Genomic DNA, 14,247 nt, shown 5'->3' with positions numbered 1-14,247 from the left:
CCGATGCTGCGCTCGCCGAGATAGCTGGCCCGGCCCTTGCGGGCGGGGGCGTGCTCGCACCGGTGGCGGCCGCCGGCGGGACGCCGGACGGCGGCCTCGGGACGAGCGCCGAACTGATCACCGCCGCGGCCTCCCGTGTGGACCGGGGCGCCGGTGTGGCCGTCCTCGTCGACCTCGGCAGCGCCGTGCTGACCGTGAAGGCGCTGCTCGCGGAGGAGGACGAACTGCCCGCCGGGACCCGCCTGGTGGACGCGCCGTTCGTGGAGGGCGCGGTCGCCGCGGTGGTCACGGCCTCCGCCGGAGCGGACCTGGACGCCGTGGTGACGGCGGCCCGGGAAGCGTACGGCTACCGCAAGCAGTGACGCGGCGCGCCCGGCGGCCGCCTCGGCGGCCCCGCCGTCCGGGAGGCGCGACGCGCGCGGTGCGCGCCCCCGGCACGGTGGGGGCCCGGGGAGGGCGTGCGACCGGCATCGGGTTGTGAGGGCGCTGGTGGGGGGACTACTGTCACGGGGCCTTGGTGTTCGGGAAACCGGTGCGGAACCGGTGCGGCCCTCGCCACTGTGATCGGGATGTCCGGCTCCACCTCCCCTCCGGGGAAGCCACTGGGACACCGCGGGAGACCGCGGTGCCTGGGAAGGCGGAGCCGGGTGTGACGTGTGCACGGAAGACCTCCGGACACCGACGCCCGTCAGCCAGGAGACCGGCCAGGGTGCGTTGTCCATCCACGAGGTGCTGGAGAGGGTCTCCCAACCATGCATATAGCCGAGGGGTATCTGCCCCCGCTGCACGCCGTCGCCTGGGGCGCGGCGTCCGCCCCGTTCGTCGTCCACGGTGTCCGCGCCCTGACCCGTGAGGTCAGGGCCCATCCCGAGTCCACGCTGCTGCTCGGCGCCTCCGGCGCCTTCACCTTCGTCCTCTCGGCGCTGAAGATCCCGTCGGTGACGGGCAGTTGCTCCCACCCCACCGGCACCGGACTGGGGGCGATCCTCTTCCGGCCGCCGGTGATGGCGGTGCTCGGCACCATCACGCTGCTCTTCCAGGCCCTGCTGCTCGCGCACGGCGGGCTCACCACCCTCGGTGCGAACGTCTTCTCGATGGCGGTCGTCGGGCCGTGGGCCGGTTACGGCGTCCACCGGCTGATGCGCCGCGGCGGCGCACCCCTGATGGTCTCCGTGTTCTTCGCCGCGTTCGCGGCCGACCTCGTCACCTACTGCGTGACCAGCGTCCAGCTCGCCCTCGCCTTCCCCGACCCGGGCAGCGGGTTCCTGGGGGCGCTCGCCAAGTTCGGCGGGATCTTCGCGGTGACGCAGATCCCGCTGGCGGTCAGCGAGGGGCTGCTCACCGTGCTGGTGATGCGGCTGCTCGTCCAGTCCAGCAAGGGTGAACTGACCCGTCTGGGCGTGCTGGTGCCGGGCGGCGCGCGGGGTGCCGCGCGGGAGGCGGGGGTCCGATGAGCCGTCACGCGAAGATCAACACGCTGCTGGTCCTGATCGTGGTGGCCCTGGCCGTCCTGCCGCTGGCCCTGGGGCTCGGGGACCACAAGGAGGAGCCGTTCACCGGTGCCGACGCGCAGGCCGAGACGGCGATCACCGAACTGGATCCGGAGTACGAGCCCTGGTTCTCGCCCCTGTACGAACCGCCGTCCGGCGAGGTGGAGTCCGCTCTGTTCGCGCTCCAGGCCGCGATCGGGGCGGGAGTCCTCGCGTACTACTTCGGACTGCGCAAGGGGCGCCGTCAGGGGGAGGCGCGCGCGGCACGGGCGTCCGCCGGGCCGGCGTCCGCGGGTGAGGCCGCGGGCGGGGCGGCTGCCGGTGGGGCCGCGGCAGGCGGCGCCCCGACGGCCGCCTCCTGACCGGCGGTGCTGCCGATCGACGCGGCGGCGCACAGCAGTCGCTGGCGCCGCCGCCACCCCCTGGAGAAGGCCGTCCTCGGGCTCGGGCTGACGGTCACGGCCGTCTGTCTGCCCCCGTGGCCGGGCGCCGTGCTCGTCGCGGCGGCGACCCTCACGGTGCTGCTCGGCCCGGCCGGTGTCGCCCCGCGGCAGCTGTGGCGGGCGTTCCGCCTCCCGCTGGGCTTCTGCGTGACCGGCGCGGTGCCCCTGCTGTTCGCCGTGGGCGGGCCGCAGGGCGCCGTGGCGTTCGCGCCCGACGGGCCCGCGCACGCCGGGGAGCTGCTGCTGCGGACGTCGGCGGCCTCGCTCGGCGTGCTGCTGTTCGCGTTCACCACCCCCGTGTCGGACGTGCTGCCCCGGCTGGTGCGCGCGGGCGTGCCGGCACCCGTCGTCGACGTCGCCCTGGTGATGTACCGGATCAGCTTCCTGCTGCTGGACTCCGTGACCCGGGTGCGTCAGGCACAGGCGGCCCGGCTCGGTGCGACCAGCCGGGCCGCGGCCTGGCGCTCGCTGGCGGGGCTCGGGGCGACGGCGTTCGTCCGCGCCTTCGACCGGGCGTCCCGGCTCCACACGGGCCTCGCCGGACGCGGCTACGACGGCACGCTGCGGGTGCTGGTGCCGCGGGCGACGGTCTCCGGGCCGTTCCTCTGCGGTGTCGCGGGCCTGCTCACCGCGCTCGTGCTGCTCACCCTCGCTCTCGAAAGGTACGTCCTGTGATAGTCCAGCTCGTCGACGCCCGTTACGCCTACGAGGACGGCCCGACGGTCCTCGACGGGGTCGGGCTCGCGCTCGCCGAGGGCCGCGCCACCGCGCTGCTGGGGCGCAACGGGAGCGGCAAGACCACCCTGCTGCGGCTGCTCAGCGGGGGCCTGCGGCCGGCCTCGGGCCGGCTGCTGCTGGAGGGCGAGCCGGTGACGTACGACCGTCCCGGGCTGACCCGTCTCCGCACGACCGTGCAGCTCGTGGTGCAGGACCCGGACGACCAGCTCTTCGCCGCGTCCGTCGGCCAGGACGTCTCCTTCGGGCCGATGAACCTCGGCCTGCCGGAGGAGGAGGTCCGGGCGCGCGTCGACGAGGCGCTGACCGCGATGGACATCGCGTCCCTGCGCGACCGGCCGACGCATCTGCTCTCCTACGGACAGCGCAAGCGCGCCGCCATCGCCGGGGCGGTGGCGATGCGGCCGCGGGTGCTCGTCCTGGACGAGCCCACCGCCGGGCTCGACCCCCACGGCCAGGAGCGGCTGCTGGACGTGCTCGACGGGCTGCGGCGGGCGGGCACGACGGTCGTGATGGCCACCCACGACGTGGACCTGGCCCTGCGCTGGGCCGACGACGCGGTCGTGCTGGCACCGGACGGCCCGCGGACCGGCCCGGTGGCCGCACTCCTCACCGACCAGGCCCTGCTCGACGCGGCACGGCTGCGCCGGCCGTGGGGTACGGCGGTGGCCCAGGTCCTGTCGGCCCACGGCCTGCTGCCGCCGGGAGCCCCGGGCCCGCGCACGGCGGAGGAGCTGGGGCGCTTCCTGCCGCGTCCCCCTGGCCCCGGGCCAGTCGACAACGCATGAACAGGTCTTCATTCATACAATCGGGGTGCACGACTACGATGTGCCGCATGGGACACGGAGTCAGCGGCACCACACCGGCCGCGCACCTCGACGCGGACTCCGCGGCCGCCATCGCGGCCACGCTCCAGGCGCTGGCCACCCCGTCCCGGCTGATGATCCTCACCCGCCTGCGGCAGGGCCCCTGCGGTGTCACCGATCTGGCCGCCGCGGTCGACATGGAGCAGTCGGCGGTCTCCCACCAGCTGCGGCTGCTGCGCACGCTGGGCCTGGTCACCGGTACCCGCCAGGGCCGGCGGATCGAGTACAGCCTCTACGACGACCACGTGGCGCAACTGCTCGACGAGGCGGTCTACCACATCGAGCACCTGCGGCTCGGCGCACGCGACCTGCCCGGCTGACGGCCGACGCCCGCACGGCCCATCGGCCCCCTTGAAGTGGCAGGCCGCCCGGGCCGCTCCTAGCGTCGTTGCCGTCGAGGTGCGCTGTCGCCTCCGTGGAACCGCTCCGCGGCTGCGCCTCGGGAACCGGAGACGCCTCATGCACCCACGGCTCGCCTCCCTCTGCCTCCTCGGCCCGCTCCTGCTGGCCGGCGCGGTTCCCGCCGCCCACGCCGAACCCGCCGACGACATCACGTCGTTCGCGTACAGCGTCTCCCCCGCGTCCGTCGCCCCGGGCGGCACGGTCTCGCTCACGGCCACGGAATGCGCGTCCGCGACCGTCACCGTGACCGCGCCGGTGTTCGACACCGTCACCCTGACCGGCGGCAAGCCGGGCCGGGCCGAGCTCTACGAGGACGCCGAGCCGGGCGCCGAGTACGAGGTCGTCTTCGACTGCGAGGGCGAGACGGGACGGACGAAGCTCACCGTCTCCGCATCGGGCGGGCAGCACCACTCCCCCGCGCCCCGGCCCGGCGAGAGCACCCGTCCCCCGGCGCACGACCCGGGTCGGCACGAGAAGCCCGCGCAGGACGTGAAACCGGACGGCGGCGTCAAGGCGGGCACCGGCGGCAGCTTCACCGACCTCGGTCCCGCCCAACTGGCCGCGGGCGGCGTGGTGATCGCCTCCGGTCTCGCCTGGGCCGTCCTGCTCCTGCTGCGCCGCCGCTCCGGCGGCCGGGCCTGAGACGGGGAGGGCGGCCGTGGCGGGCGCGGGACGCGGTGCGTGGTTCACCGTGCTGTGCGTCCTGCTGTTCGGCGTCTTCCTCGTACGCAACGGCGCCTCGTMCCAGCCGGCCGGCGGCCCTCCGCAGCCCGCCCCCGCGGCGGCCCGGGCGCACCACCCGGCGAGCGACCCGCCCGCCCCGCTGCCGCACGCCGCGCCGCACCGGATCGTGATCGCCTCGGCGGGCATCGACGCGCCGGTGACCCCGGTGGGTCTCGACGCCGACGGGTGGGTCGCCGCACCGCCGCCGGAGCGGGCGCGGCTGGCCGGCTGGTACGAGGGCGCGGTCTCCCCCGGGGAACGCGGCACCTCCGTCGTCGTGGGCCATGTCGACAACGACGCGGGCCCCGCGGTGTTCCACCCCCTCGGCTCCCTGCCGCCCGGCACGCGGGTGGAGGTCGAGCGCGAGGACGGCAGGACGGCGGTGTTCGCGCTCTACGCGGTGGAGGTCTTCCCCCAGCGCGGCTTCCCCGCCGACACCGTCTACGCGGACGGCCCCGCACCGGAGATCCGCCTGATCACCTGCGGCGGTGCGTACTCCGCACGCGACGGCTACCAGGGCAACGTGGTCGCCTCGGGCCGGCTGGTCGCGGTGCGCTGAGGCCGGCCGCACCGGACCACGGCACCGGGCGGGCCCGCGCCGGGCCCTGTGAGGATCTTCTCGCCGTCCCGGCGCGGGGGCCGTCCCGGACAGGACATCGAGCGGCCCGCCGATCGAGACCGGCCGCGGCGCCTGCGGACCGTCAGGCCACGCCGTCGCGGATGACGAGACGGGCGGTGCGCTCGCGAGCCGGGGCGAGTTCGTCCGCGATCGGGCCGGCCCTCGGCGCATCGCACCGCACGGCCGCGTCCCGCTGTTCGCCCTCGCTCACACGCTGCCGGCGCAGTTGCGCGGGCGGGTGGGCCGCGTCGGCGCCGTGCCCGCGCAGGGCGCCGACGCCGCGCACCCGCCGGTACTCCCGCTCGGGCACCGACGCGATACGCGCGGCCGGCCCGGTCACCCCGCCGGAGCCGCCGTCACGCCGTGGACGAGCAGCGCGAGTGCGCAGGCGAGCACGCCCGCGGCGGCCCCCCGCGGACGAGGCCCGGGATCGGCGCCGCGGGACACGGGCGTCAGACCGGTCGCCCGGCCATGACGACCACTCCGGGGCCGCTGTACTCGGTCGGGGGCAGCCGGAGTTCGGCGACCGTGCGCAGGCCGGACCGTTCGATCAGGCCGACGAGTCGTTCCGGCCGCCATTGGTGCGTCGTCCAGCGGACGGGGACGCCTCCGTACGCCTCGGTGCGCACGGCGTCCTCGTCACCGGCGTGGGTGGCGGTGATGAGGTGCCCGCCCGGCTTCAGGGCGCGCGCGAACAGGGCGAGCACCTGGGGAAGCACGTCACGGGGGAGGTTGAACAGTGACCACCACCCGAGGATGCCGCCGAGGGACGCCTCCTCCAGGTCGAGTTCGGTGGCGGAGGAGACGCTGAAGCGGCAACCGGGGTGGAGGCGGCGCGCGTTCTCGATCATGCGGGGGGAGAGGTCGACGCCGGACACGTCGAGTCCGCGCTCGGCGAGGTAGGCGGTCACCGTTCCGGGTCCGCAGCCGACGTCCAGCACGGGCCCGAGGCCGCCCACGGTGTCGGCGAAGGCGTCGATCGACGCCTTGAGCCAGGGGTGGGTGCGGATGTCGCCGATTCCCGTCGTCTGCACCATGTGGGCGTAGTTGTCGGCCACCCGGTCGTAGGACTCACGGACGGTGTCGAGATCGGCCGGGCGGTCGATGTGGTGTGCGCGCATCGGCCAACGATAGGGCGGGCCGCCCGCCCGGGCACGGACGGGTGTTGTCACCGGTGGCTGGCAGACTGGGTGCATGTCTGCTCCCCGCCGTCCGTGCCCCGTGTGCCGCCGTCGGATCGCCGTGGTCGCGGGCCGCTACGCGCGCCACGATCCGGCCGGCGCCCGGACCGGGTCCGAGCTGGTGTCGTGCCCCGGTTCCCGTCGGCTCGCGCCGCTCGATCCGGCGCTCCAGCCGTCGCTCGACGGCAGCGTGCTGCCGGTGCTGCCGGGCCAGTTGGCCCTGTTCTGACCGCGGCGGCGGTCAGGTCGCGCTGCGTTCGCTCGCCTGCCGCAGACCGGCCCCGGCGTCCCGGCCGGACGTCCTCAGCAGGTCCCGCCAGCGCTCGCGCCTGCCGCAGACCGGCCCCGGCGTCCCGGCCGGACGTCCTCAGCAGGTCCCGCCAGCGCTCGACGCCCGCGCGGCGCCGCGCTTCGGGCAGCAGGTCGGCGTGGGCCGTCCGGTCGAGAAGGGTGTAGCGGCCGGCGACGAGGACCACGTCGATGTCCGTGTCGCGGACGAAGCGTGCGGGGACGGCGCTCTGGTTCATCCCGACCCCGATGGCCCGCACCACTCCCTGGTCGCGGAGACGTTCGAGGGCCGGATACGCCTCGGTGAGGGCCTGGTCCACGTGGTCGTCGGGGTCGTGGAGGTAGGCGATGTCGATGTGGTCGGTGCCCAGCCGCCGCAGGCTCGCGTCGAGGGAGCGGCGGACGCCGTCGGCGCTGAAGTCGAAGACCCGGCGGTGCGTGGCGGGCACGGCGAAGCCGTTGGCCAGGTCGTCGCCGGTGGCGTCCGGTGCGGGCACGAGCAGGCGGCCGACCTTGGTGGAGAGCGTGAAGGCGCCGCGCGGGCGTTGGCCGAGGGCGGCGCCCAGGCGGCGTTCGGACAGGCCGAGACCGTAGTGGGGTGCGGTGTCGAAGGCGCGGACACCGGCGTCCCAGGCGGCGTCGACCGCGGCGGCCGCCTGCTCGTCGGTCACCGGCGTGTACAGGTTGCCGATGCCGGCGGCCCCGAGGAGCAGCCGGGTGAGGGGCACGCCGGTGCGGCCGGCGATGAGGGTGCGCACGGCTCACCGTCCGGGCGGGCGCAGCCGCAGGGACGCCATCCCGCCGTCGACGGCGAGGGCGGTGCCGGTGACGGCGGACGACGCCGGTGAGCCGAGGTGCACGATGGCGGCGGCCACCTCGTCGGCGGTGACCAGCCGCCCGATGGGCTGCCGGGCACTGAGCGCGGCGTGTTCCGCGGCGGGGTCGTCGGCGGCGTCGAGGAGCCTGGCGACCCAGGGGGTGTCCACGGTCCCCGGGTTGACGCAGTTGACGCGGATGCCCTCGTGGACGTGGTCGGCGGCCATGGCGAGGGTCAGGGCGAGGACGGCGCCCTTGGAGGCCGAGTAGAGGGCGCGCCGGGGCAGTCCGGTGGTGGCGGCGACGGAGCAGGTGTTGACGACGGCGGCGTGTGCCGAGGCGCGCAGGTGCGGCAGGGCGGCGCGGGTGGTGCGGACGATGCCGAGGACGTTGATGTCGAGGACGCGCCTCCACTCGGCGTCGTCGTTGTCCTCGACGGTGCCGGCGGCCCCGGTTCCGGCGTTGTTGACGAGGAGGTCCAGTCCGCCGAGTGCGGTGCCGGCCGCCTCCACGGCGCCGGTGACGCCGTCGCCGTCGCCGACGTCCGCGGTGAAGCCGTGCACGCCGTCGGGCAGGCCGTCCGCTCGGAGGTCGAGCACCGCGACCTCGGCGCCGCGCTCGCGCAGCAGTCGTACGGTGGCCAGCCCTATGCCGGACGCGCCGCCGGTGACGAGGGCCCGCAGCCCGTCGAGGTCCCCGCTCATGCCGTCTCTCCTCTGCTGGCGAGGTCGGCGGCCCAGAAGGCGCCGTCCGGGTAGGTGTAGGCCGCGATCGACGCCGGGTGCATGGCGCTGGAGAAGCCGGGGGCCGAGGGGGCCCGGTAGCGCCCGCCGGCCACGTGCACGGGGTGCACGAAGTGCTCGTGCAGATGGTCCACGTACTCGATGACGCGGTCCTCGGTGGTCCCCGACAGGGCGAGGTAGTCGAACATCGCCAGGTGCTGGACGAGTTCGCACAGGCCCACGCCGCCGGCGTGGGGGCAGACCGGCACGCCGAACTTCGCGGCCAGCAGCAGGACGGCCAGGTTCTCGTTGACCCCGCCGACGCGGGCGGCGTCGAGCTGGAGGACGTCGATCGCCCCGGCCTGGAGGAACTGCTTGAAGACGATGCGGTTCTGCGCGTGCTCGCCGGTGGCCACCTTCACCGGGGCGACCGCGGTGCGGATGGCGGCGTGGCCGAGGATGTCGTCCGGGCTGGTGGGCTCCTCGATCCAGTACGGGTCGAACGCGGCGAGGGCCTTGGTCCATGCGATGGCCTCGTCCACGTTCCAGCGCTGGTTGGCGTCGACGGCCAGCCGGATGCCGGGGCCGACGGCTGCCCGGGCGGCCCGGCACCGGCGGACGTCGTCCTCCAGGTCGGCCCCGACCTTGAGCTTGATCTGTGTGAATCCCTCGGCGACGGCCTCCTCGGCGAGGCGGGTCAGCTTGTCGTCGGAGTAGCCGAGCCAGCCCGGCGAGGTGGTGTAGGCGGGGTAGCCGCGGCGCACGAGGTCGGCCTCGCGGGCCTCGCGGCCCTCCCTGCCGCGGCGCAGCAGGTCCAGGGCCTCCCGGGGGGTGAGCGCGTCGGCGATGTAGCGGAAGTCGACCTGGGAGACGAGCCATTCGGGCTCGGCGTCGGCGAGCAGCTTCCACAGGGGCTTGCGGGCGCGTTTGGCGGCGAGGTCCCAGACGGCGTTGACGACGGCGCCGGTCGCCATGTGCATCACCCCCTTCTCCGGTCCGAGCCAGCGCAGTTGGCTGTCCCCGGTCAGCGCCCGGCTGAGCGACCCCGGGTCGGCGCACAGTTCGGCGACCGGGCGGCCGGTGACGTGCGCCCGCAGGGTGTCGAGGGCGGCGACCTGGACGTCGTTGCCGCGCCCGATGGTGAAGGCGAAGCCGTGCCCCTCCGTGCCGTCGCCGGCGTCGGTGCGCAGGACGAGGTAGGCGGCGGAGTAGTCGGGGTCCGGGTTCATCGCGTCCGACCCGTCGAGCTCGCGGGAGGTCGGGAAGCGGATGTCGTAGGTCTCCATCGAGGTCACCCGGGGGGTGTCTGGAGGCAACGTGGGTCCTTTCGGGTCCGTCGGCACGGCGTTCCGCGCGGCAGCCGGTCCGTTCGGCGGCCGGTCCGCCGCGGAGGGCGGGCGGCGCGCCGGGCCGGTGGCGTGGACGGCCGCAGGGAGCAGAGGACGTGGGGAGAGATCGGAGGACGTGCTGCCGGACGGCTCGACGATAGGCAGCCGGTGCCGGGAAGGCAAGACAGACATCGGATGTATCGCGGGTTTCGGCTCGATCGGTGCGCTCGGACGGGAGTCGGCTGCCGCACCCATCGGAGGAAACGGGCTTCTCGGTCGGCGCGGCACCTCCCCGCGCCCGCAGGTTCTGCGGGCCGGGCGGGCCGGCGGGACCATGGACGCATGGCAGTGGAGACCTCTTCGGCGGACCGGGAGCGGCCGCCTTCTGACGAGGGACGCTACGGCGAGCGCGTCTTCCGTCCCGGGGACGGCGGCGAGGCGGACCGGATCGACCACGGCGCCCGGGCGTACGACGCGTTCACCCTGGACCGGCTGCGGCAACTGGGCGCGGGCCCGGGGTGGCGGTGCCTCGACGTGGGCGCCGGCACGGGCAGCGTGGCGCGCATGCTGCTGCGGGAGGCCGGTGTGGCAGAGGTGGTGGCCGTCGACCGGGACACCCGGTTCCTGGCGCAGGACCGGCCGGAAGGGCTGACACCGCTGGAGGCCGACGTCCTCGCCGACGGCTTCGCCCCGGGGCGGTTCGACCTGGTGCACGCGCGGTTCGTCCTCATGCACCTCCCCGACCCCGCACGGATGACGGCCCGGCTCGCCGCACTCCTGGCGCCCGGCGGGGTCCTCGTGGTCAGCGACGCGGTCGATCTCACCACCGGCGTCGCGCCCGACGGCCCGGTGACGAACGCCGTTCGCGCGATGTGGCAGGGACTGCGCGACACCATCGGCACCGACGTGTCCTGGGTGCCGGGCTGCCCGCAACTGCTGGCCGATGCCGGCCTCGAGTCCGTCGCCGCGGAGATCCACGTGCCGCCACTGGTGGCCGGCAGCCCGATCAGCCGGTTCTGGGCGCAGACCTGGGAGCGGTCGAGGGACGCCATGGTCGCCACCGGACTCGTGGACGACGCGGGGGTCGACGAGGCCGTCCGCGGCCTCGCGGCCCCGGACTTCGCGGGCCTCTCCCCCGGGATGCTCACGGCCTGGGGCCGCGCGCCCGGCCACCGGGGCTGAACCCGCCCCGCCGCCCCGCCTGCGCTCAGTCGGCGTCCGCGCGGCCGCCGGGGCCCGGTGACGCGTCCGGCGGGGCCGCGGGCGGCGTCCCGCCCGGCCCGAACATGACGGTGGCCAGGCCGCGGAAGACCTCCTCCGGGTCGCGCTCCCCGACGCCGCGGGTCAGGTTGCCGCCGAGCAGGAGCGTGGCGAATCCGTGCGCGACGGACCAGGCCGCCAGCGCCGTGGAGTCCTCGTCGTCCGCGGGCCGTTCGTGCCGGACGACCGTGCGCAGCCCGGCGTCGGCCCGTGCCTTGGCCGCCGTGAGCGCGGGGTCGTCCGCGCGCTGGAGCTCGGGCCGGAACATGACCTGGAAGTGCGCCGGATGACCGATCGCGAACCGCACGTAGGCCACGCCGCGCTCCCGGAGACCGGGCGCGGAGGCCAGGGCGTCGGCGAGGAGGTCGTACCCCTCGGCCGCGATGGCCGTGAGCAGCCCGGCGCGGTCCTTGAAGTGGTGGGCGGGCGCCGCGTGCGAGACCCCGGCCCGGCGGGCGAGGTCGCGCAGGCTCAGTGCCGAGGGACCGTCGGACGCGATGACGTCCAGGGCCGCCCGCAGGACCGCGCGCCGCAGGTCGCCGTGGTGGTAGCTGCTCATCCCCTCAGGCTACCGGCATCTAGTCATTGACAAGTTCAACCGTCGCGAGCAATCTTGTCAGTGACAAGATTGCGGCCGGAACGGATCCGGCCCGGAAGGGGGACCGAGCGATGACCGAGGACCTCGGACACGTACGCCGCATGTGGCACCTGCTCGAACCGCTGCATGCCGTCCTGTACTACGCCCCGCAGGCGTACGAGCAGGCCGCGGCGCTCGGCTTCGACGTCCGGGAGCGCTGGCCCGGATACTTCGCATGGCGTGCCGCGCCGCTGGGCGAGGCCGGGGCCGACGAGGTGGGCCGGGCGTTCCACAGTTTCAGTCCGCGGATGGTCGAGCGGTACGTGCCGGGCGCCTGGAAGACCGCCCCGCCCGCGGAGGTGCTCGCGGCCCGGCTGCGCGCCGTGGACCTCACCTACCGCGCCGTGCTGGGGGAGGCCGTCGGTTCGGACGGCCTGGCGGAGGCCGCCGCCCTGGCCCGGCGCGCCGCCGAGGGCGCCGACACCGCCGGGCGCCCCCTCGCCGCGTCGAACGCAGCGCTGCCCTGGCCCCAGGAGCCGCATCTGATGCTCTGGCAGGCCGCGACCGTCCTGCGCGAGCACCGCGGTGACGGCCATGTCGCGGCACTGCTGGACGCGGGGCTCGACCCGGTCGAGTCACTCGTCTCCTTCGCCGCCGTGGGCGCGGCCCCGGTGGAGACCTTCGCGAGCCGCGGCTGGAGCGACGCCGAATGGGGCGCCGCGGCCGAACGGCTCGTCCTGCGCGGCCTGCTGGACGCCGACGGCTCGGCGACCGACGCCGGCCGGGCGCTGCGGTCCCGGGTCGAGGAACGCACCGACGCCGCGGCCGCCGCCCCCTGGGCGGCACTCGGCCCGGACGCCACGGCACGGCTCGCCGAACTCCTCGGCGACCTCTGGGTCGCGGTGCTGAGCACCGGTCTGCTGCCCGCCACCAACACCCTGGGCATCGGCAGGGTGTGACCGGAGGGCGCCTGCCGGCGGCGGGACCGGGACGCGGGGCGCGTCCCGGATCGCGCCGGCCGCGGGCGGCGCGGGCGCGTCGCGCCAGGGCGGCGGTCACACCCAGGGGGGCGGGCCGTCCGGGACGAGGGTGTGGACGTCGAAGAGCATCGCGGCCTCCGCACCGATCGCGGGGCCGCCCGTGCGCGCCATCCAGGTGAGGAACGGGCGCGCCTCGAAGCCCCGTTCGCCCAGTCCCCGGGTGTACTCGGCGTGCGCCTCCAGCGACGCGATGCCCGCGTCGAGCGGCGGTCCGGTGACGTCGACGCCGTGGGTGGGCCGGGCCGCACCGGCGAAGCAGACGTACCGCACGCCGCCCCACGGTTCGAGGCCCTCGTCGGCGAGTTCCGGGAAGACCCAGCGGTTGCCCGCATCGCGTGCGGCGTCCAGGGCGGCGAGTCCGACGACGCGGTGGTCCGCCTGGTTCGTCATGCCGCCGACCATGCGGACGCCGAAGTCGCCGGACACCATGATCTGCGGCCGGTGGCGGCGGACGGCGCGGACGATGTCCCGCCGCAGCCGCGGGCCGCCCTCGATCACTCCGTCGACGTGGTCGAGGAACTCCACCACGTCGACGCCGACCGCCCGCGCGCCGGCACGCTCCTCCTCCTCGCGCAGCGGTCCGGCGCGCTCCGGCGGGATGGCGTCGATGCCGGCCTCTCCGCGGGTGGCGAGGAGATAGGTGACGGTCTTGCCCTGACCGGTCCAGCGGGCCACGGCGCAGGCGGTGCCGTATTCGATGTCGTCCGGATGCGCCGCGACGGCCAGGCAGCGCTGCCAGTCCTCCGGCAGCACGGGGAGCTGCTCGTGCCGGGCCGCTTCGGCGTCGAAAGCGGAAGCGCTCATGGATCCATGATGGTCCCGCAGCCGTTGCCGGGCAGCCCGGAGCGGAGACGCCGGTGCGCAGACGGGACGGCGGCGCCAGGACGCCCGCGGGAGCCGGTCCGACAGGAGCCCCCATATTTTTGCAGGGTCTGCACTTTTGCATATCATGCAGCTCGTGACGGAGAAGAGTGCCGCAGGCAACGGATTGCGGGAGCGCAAGAAGCGGGCGACCCGTGCGGCTCTCGTGGAGGCGGCACTGCGTCTCGCGGCGGAACACGGGGCGGAGAACGTCACCGTGGAGACGGTCAGCGAGGCCGCGGGGGTCTCGCCGCGGACGTTCTTCAACTACTTCGACACCCGTGACGACGTCTTCGTCATGATCGACGCCGAGTCGAGCGCCCGCGTCCGCCGGGCCGTGCGCGAGGCGCCGGCCGCCCTGCCGCCGCTGGACGTGCTGCGCGACGCGCTCGCCGCGGAGCTCGCCGAGGTCGAGGACCGGCACGAGCTCTGGGCGCTGCGTGCCGAGGTGCTCCACAGGTCGCCGCATCTGCTGGCACGCAGCCTGGGCGCCCACTTGGCCGACGAGCTCGAACTCGCCGACGCCCTGGCCGAGCGTCTGGAGCCCGCCGCACCGGCCGGACACCCGGAGACCGTCGCGGGCGACGGACGGCGGACCGCCCCCGAGCCCTGCGGCACGCGTGAGCCCGGAGCGCCCGCCTCGCACGGCGCCGGGCAGCGGGAGACGCCGGATCCGTGCTCCGCCCGGGAGGACGGCGGACCCGCCTCCGACCTCTATCCGCGGCTGCTGGCCGCCGTGGGCGGCACCGCCGTGCGGGTGGCCGTGGAGCACTGGTGCGCCCGGCGCGACCGGCTCGCCTTCGCCGATGTCTTCCGCCGGACCTTCGACCTGCTGGCCGCCGGGCTGGCCCAGCCGCCCGGGGCTTCCCCCGACTGACCACCCCCGCGGGACCCCC

General features: G+C 75.5%; 18 protein-coding genes and 1 riboswitch. Of the genes, 11 read left to right on the top strand and 7 right to left on the bottom strand.

The features are described from left to right. The 8 genes from EAO77_RS00720 to EAO77_RS00685 form a co-directional block, all read left to right on the top strand. On the top strand, positions 1 to 362 hold a 362-nt coding region (locus EAO77_RS00720), incomplete at its 5' end, for a PTS-dependent dihydroxyacetone kinase phosphotransferase subunit DhaM (RefSeq protein WP_147986206.1). A 136-nt stretch (positions 363 to 498) separates the two neighbouring features. Then, a riboswitch (cobalamin riboswitch) is annotated at positions 499 to 724 on the top strand. A 28-nt stretch (positions 725 to 752) separates the two neighbouring features. Then, positions 753 to 1,454, top strand: coding sequence for an energy-coupling factor ABC transporter permease (locus tag EAO77_RS00715; RefSeq protein ID WP_147986200.1), 702 nt, complete (start codon positions 753 to 755; stop codon positions 1,452 to 1,454). Continuing rightward, the gene (locus EAO77_RS00710) at positions 1,451 to 1,852 is read left to right on the top strand and encodes an energy-coupling factor ABC transporter substrate-binding protein (RefSeq protein ID WP_147986199.1); all 402 of its coding nucleotides are present in this window, start codon (positions 1,451 to 1,453) and stop codon (positions 1,850 to 1,852) included. The genes EAO77_RS00715 and EAO77_RS00710 overlap by 4 nt, the downstream gene beginning before the upstream one ends. Before the next feature lie 6 nt (positions 1,853 to 1,858). Next, positions 1,859 to 2,608 (top strand): cobalt ECF transporter T component CbiQ, encoded by a 750-nt coding sequence (gene cbiQ, locus EAO77_RS00705; RefSeq protein WP_147986198.1) that lies wholly within the window; start codon positions 1,859 to 1,861, stop codon positions 2,606 to 2,608. Further along, positions 2,605 to 3,456, top strand: a complete 852-nt coding sequence (locus EAO77_RS00700; protein WP_147986197.1) for an energy-coupling factor ABC transporter ATP-binding protein — start codon at positions 2,605 to 2,607, stop codon at positions 3,454 to 3,456. The genes cbiQ and EAO77_RS00700 overlap by 4 nt, the downstream gene beginning before the upstream one ends. Before the next feature lie 47 nt (positions 3,457 to 3,503). Continuing rightward, on the top strand, positions 3,504 to 3,854 hold the full coding sequence (locus EAO77_RS00695; RefSeq protein WP_147986196.1) for an ArsR/SmtB family transcription factor: 351 nt from the start codon (positions 3,504 to 3,506) through the stop codon (positions 3,852 to 3,854). 139 nt (positions 3,855 to 3,993) lie between these two features. Further along, entirely contained in the window at positions 3,994 to 4,578 is a 585-nt protein-coding gene (locus EAO77_RS00690) for a hypothetical protein (protein ID WP_147986195.1), read from the top strand. A 16-nt stretch (positions 4,579 to 4,594) separates the two neighbouring features. Beyond that, complete coding sequence (locus EAO77_RS00685; protein WP_147986194.1) at positions 4,595 to 5,218, top strand: class F sortase; 624 nt, start codon at positions 4,595 to 4,597, stop codon at positions 5,216 to 5,218. A gap of 142 nt (positions 5,219 to 5,360) precedes the next feature. Here the strand turns inward: EAO77_RS00685 and EAO77_RS00680 are convergent, their stop codons facing one another. The 5 genes from EAO77_RS00680 to EAO77_RS00655 form a co-directional block, all read right to left on the bottom strand. Then, positions 5,361 to 5,618, bottom strand: a complete 258-nt coding sequence (locus EAO77_RS00680; protein ID WP_147986193.1) for a hypothetical protein — start codon at positions 5,616 to 5,618, stop codon at positions 5,361 to 5,363. Positions 5,619 to 5,730: 112 nt separating this feature from the next. Then, entirely contained in the window at positions 5,731 to 6,399 is a 669-nt protein-coding gene (locus EAO77_RS00675; RefSeq protein WP_147986192.1) for a class I SAM-dependent methyltransferase, read from the bottom strand. 47 nt (positions 6,400 to 6,446) lie between these two features. After that, entirely contained in the window at positions 6,447 to 7,505 is a 1,059-nt protein-coding gene (locus EAO77_RS39665) for an aldo/keto reductase (RefSeq protein ID WP_261993745.1), read from the bottom strand. A gap of 3 nt (positions 7,506 to 7,508) precedes the next feature. Then, the gene (locus EAO77_RS00660; protein ID WP_147986191.1) at positions 7,509 to 8,267 is read right to left on the bottom strand and encodes an SDR family NAD(P)-dependent oxidoreductase; all 759 of its coding nucleotides are present in this window, start codon (positions 8,265 to 8,267) and stop codon (positions 7,509 to 7,511) included. After that, on the bottom strand, positions 8,264 to 9,571 hold the full coding sequence (locus tag EAO77_RS00655) for an enolase C-terminal domain-like protein (protein WP_147986204.1): 1,308 nt from the start codon (positions 9,569 to 9,571) through the stop codon (positions 8,264 to 8,266). Before EAO77_RS00655 ends, EAO77_RS00660 begins: the two co-directional genes overlap by 4 nt. A gap of 384 nt (positions 9,572 to 9,955) precedes the next feature. On the opposite strand from EAO77_RS00655, the gene EAO77_RS00650 reads away from it, so the two are divergent. Then, a complete protein-coding gene (locus EAO77_RS00650; RefSeq protein WP_147986190.1) occupies positions 9,956 to 10,795 on the top strand; it encodes a class I SAM-dependent methyltransferase in 840 nt (279 codons plus the stop codon). A gap of 25 nt (positions 10,796 to 10,820) precedes the next feature. Here EAO77_RS00650 and EAO77_RS00645 read toward each other — a convergent pair whose 3' ends face one another. Beyond that, positions 10,821 to 11,432, bottom strand: coding sequence for a TetR/AcrR family transcriptional regulator (locus EAO77_RS00645; RefSeq protein ID WP_147986189.1), 612 nt, complete (start codon positions 11,430 to 11,432; stop codon positions 10,821 to 10,823). A gap of 110 nt (positions 11,433 to 11,542) precedes the next feature. Between EAO77_RS00645 and EAO77_RS00640 the strand changes: the two genes are divergently transcribed. Continuing rightward, positions 11,543 to 12,409 (top strand): SCO6745 family protein, encoded by an 867-nt coding sequence (locus EAO77_RS00640; protein ID WP_147986188.1) that lies wholly within the window; start codon positions 11,543 to 11,545, stop codon positions 12,407 to 12,409. A gap of 96 nt (positions 12,410 to 12,505) precedes the next feature. Here EAO77_RS00640 and EAO77_RS00635 read toward each other — a convergent pair whose 3' ends face one another. Next, positions 12,506 to 13,294 (bottom strand): PIG-L deacetylase family protein, encoded by a 789-nt coding sequence (locus EAO77_RS00635; protein ID WP_147986187.1) that lies wholly within the window; start codon positions 13,292 to 13,294, stop codon positions 12,506 to 12,508. A 145-nt stretch (positions 13,295 to 13,439) separates the two neighbouring features. Between EAO77_RS00635 and EAO77_RS00630 the strand changes: the two genes are divergently transcribed. Beyond that, on the top strand, positions 13,440 to 14,228 hold the full coding sequence (locus tag EAO77_RS00630) for a TetR family transcriptional regulator (protein WP_147986186.1): 789 nt from the start codon (positions 13,440 to 13,442) through the stop codon (positions 14,226 to 14,228). The last annotated feature ends 19 nt before the right edge of the window (positions 14,229 to 14,247 follow it).

It is taken from the genome of Streptomyces sp. T39 (genome assembly GCF_008042045.1).
Classification (GTDB): domain Bacteria; phylum Actinomycetota; class Actinomycetes; order Streptomycetales; family Streptomycetaceae; genus Streptomyces.
The sequence above is the reverse complement of the archived record's forward strand: the minus strand, read 5'-3'. Positions and strand labels throughout refer to the sequence as shown.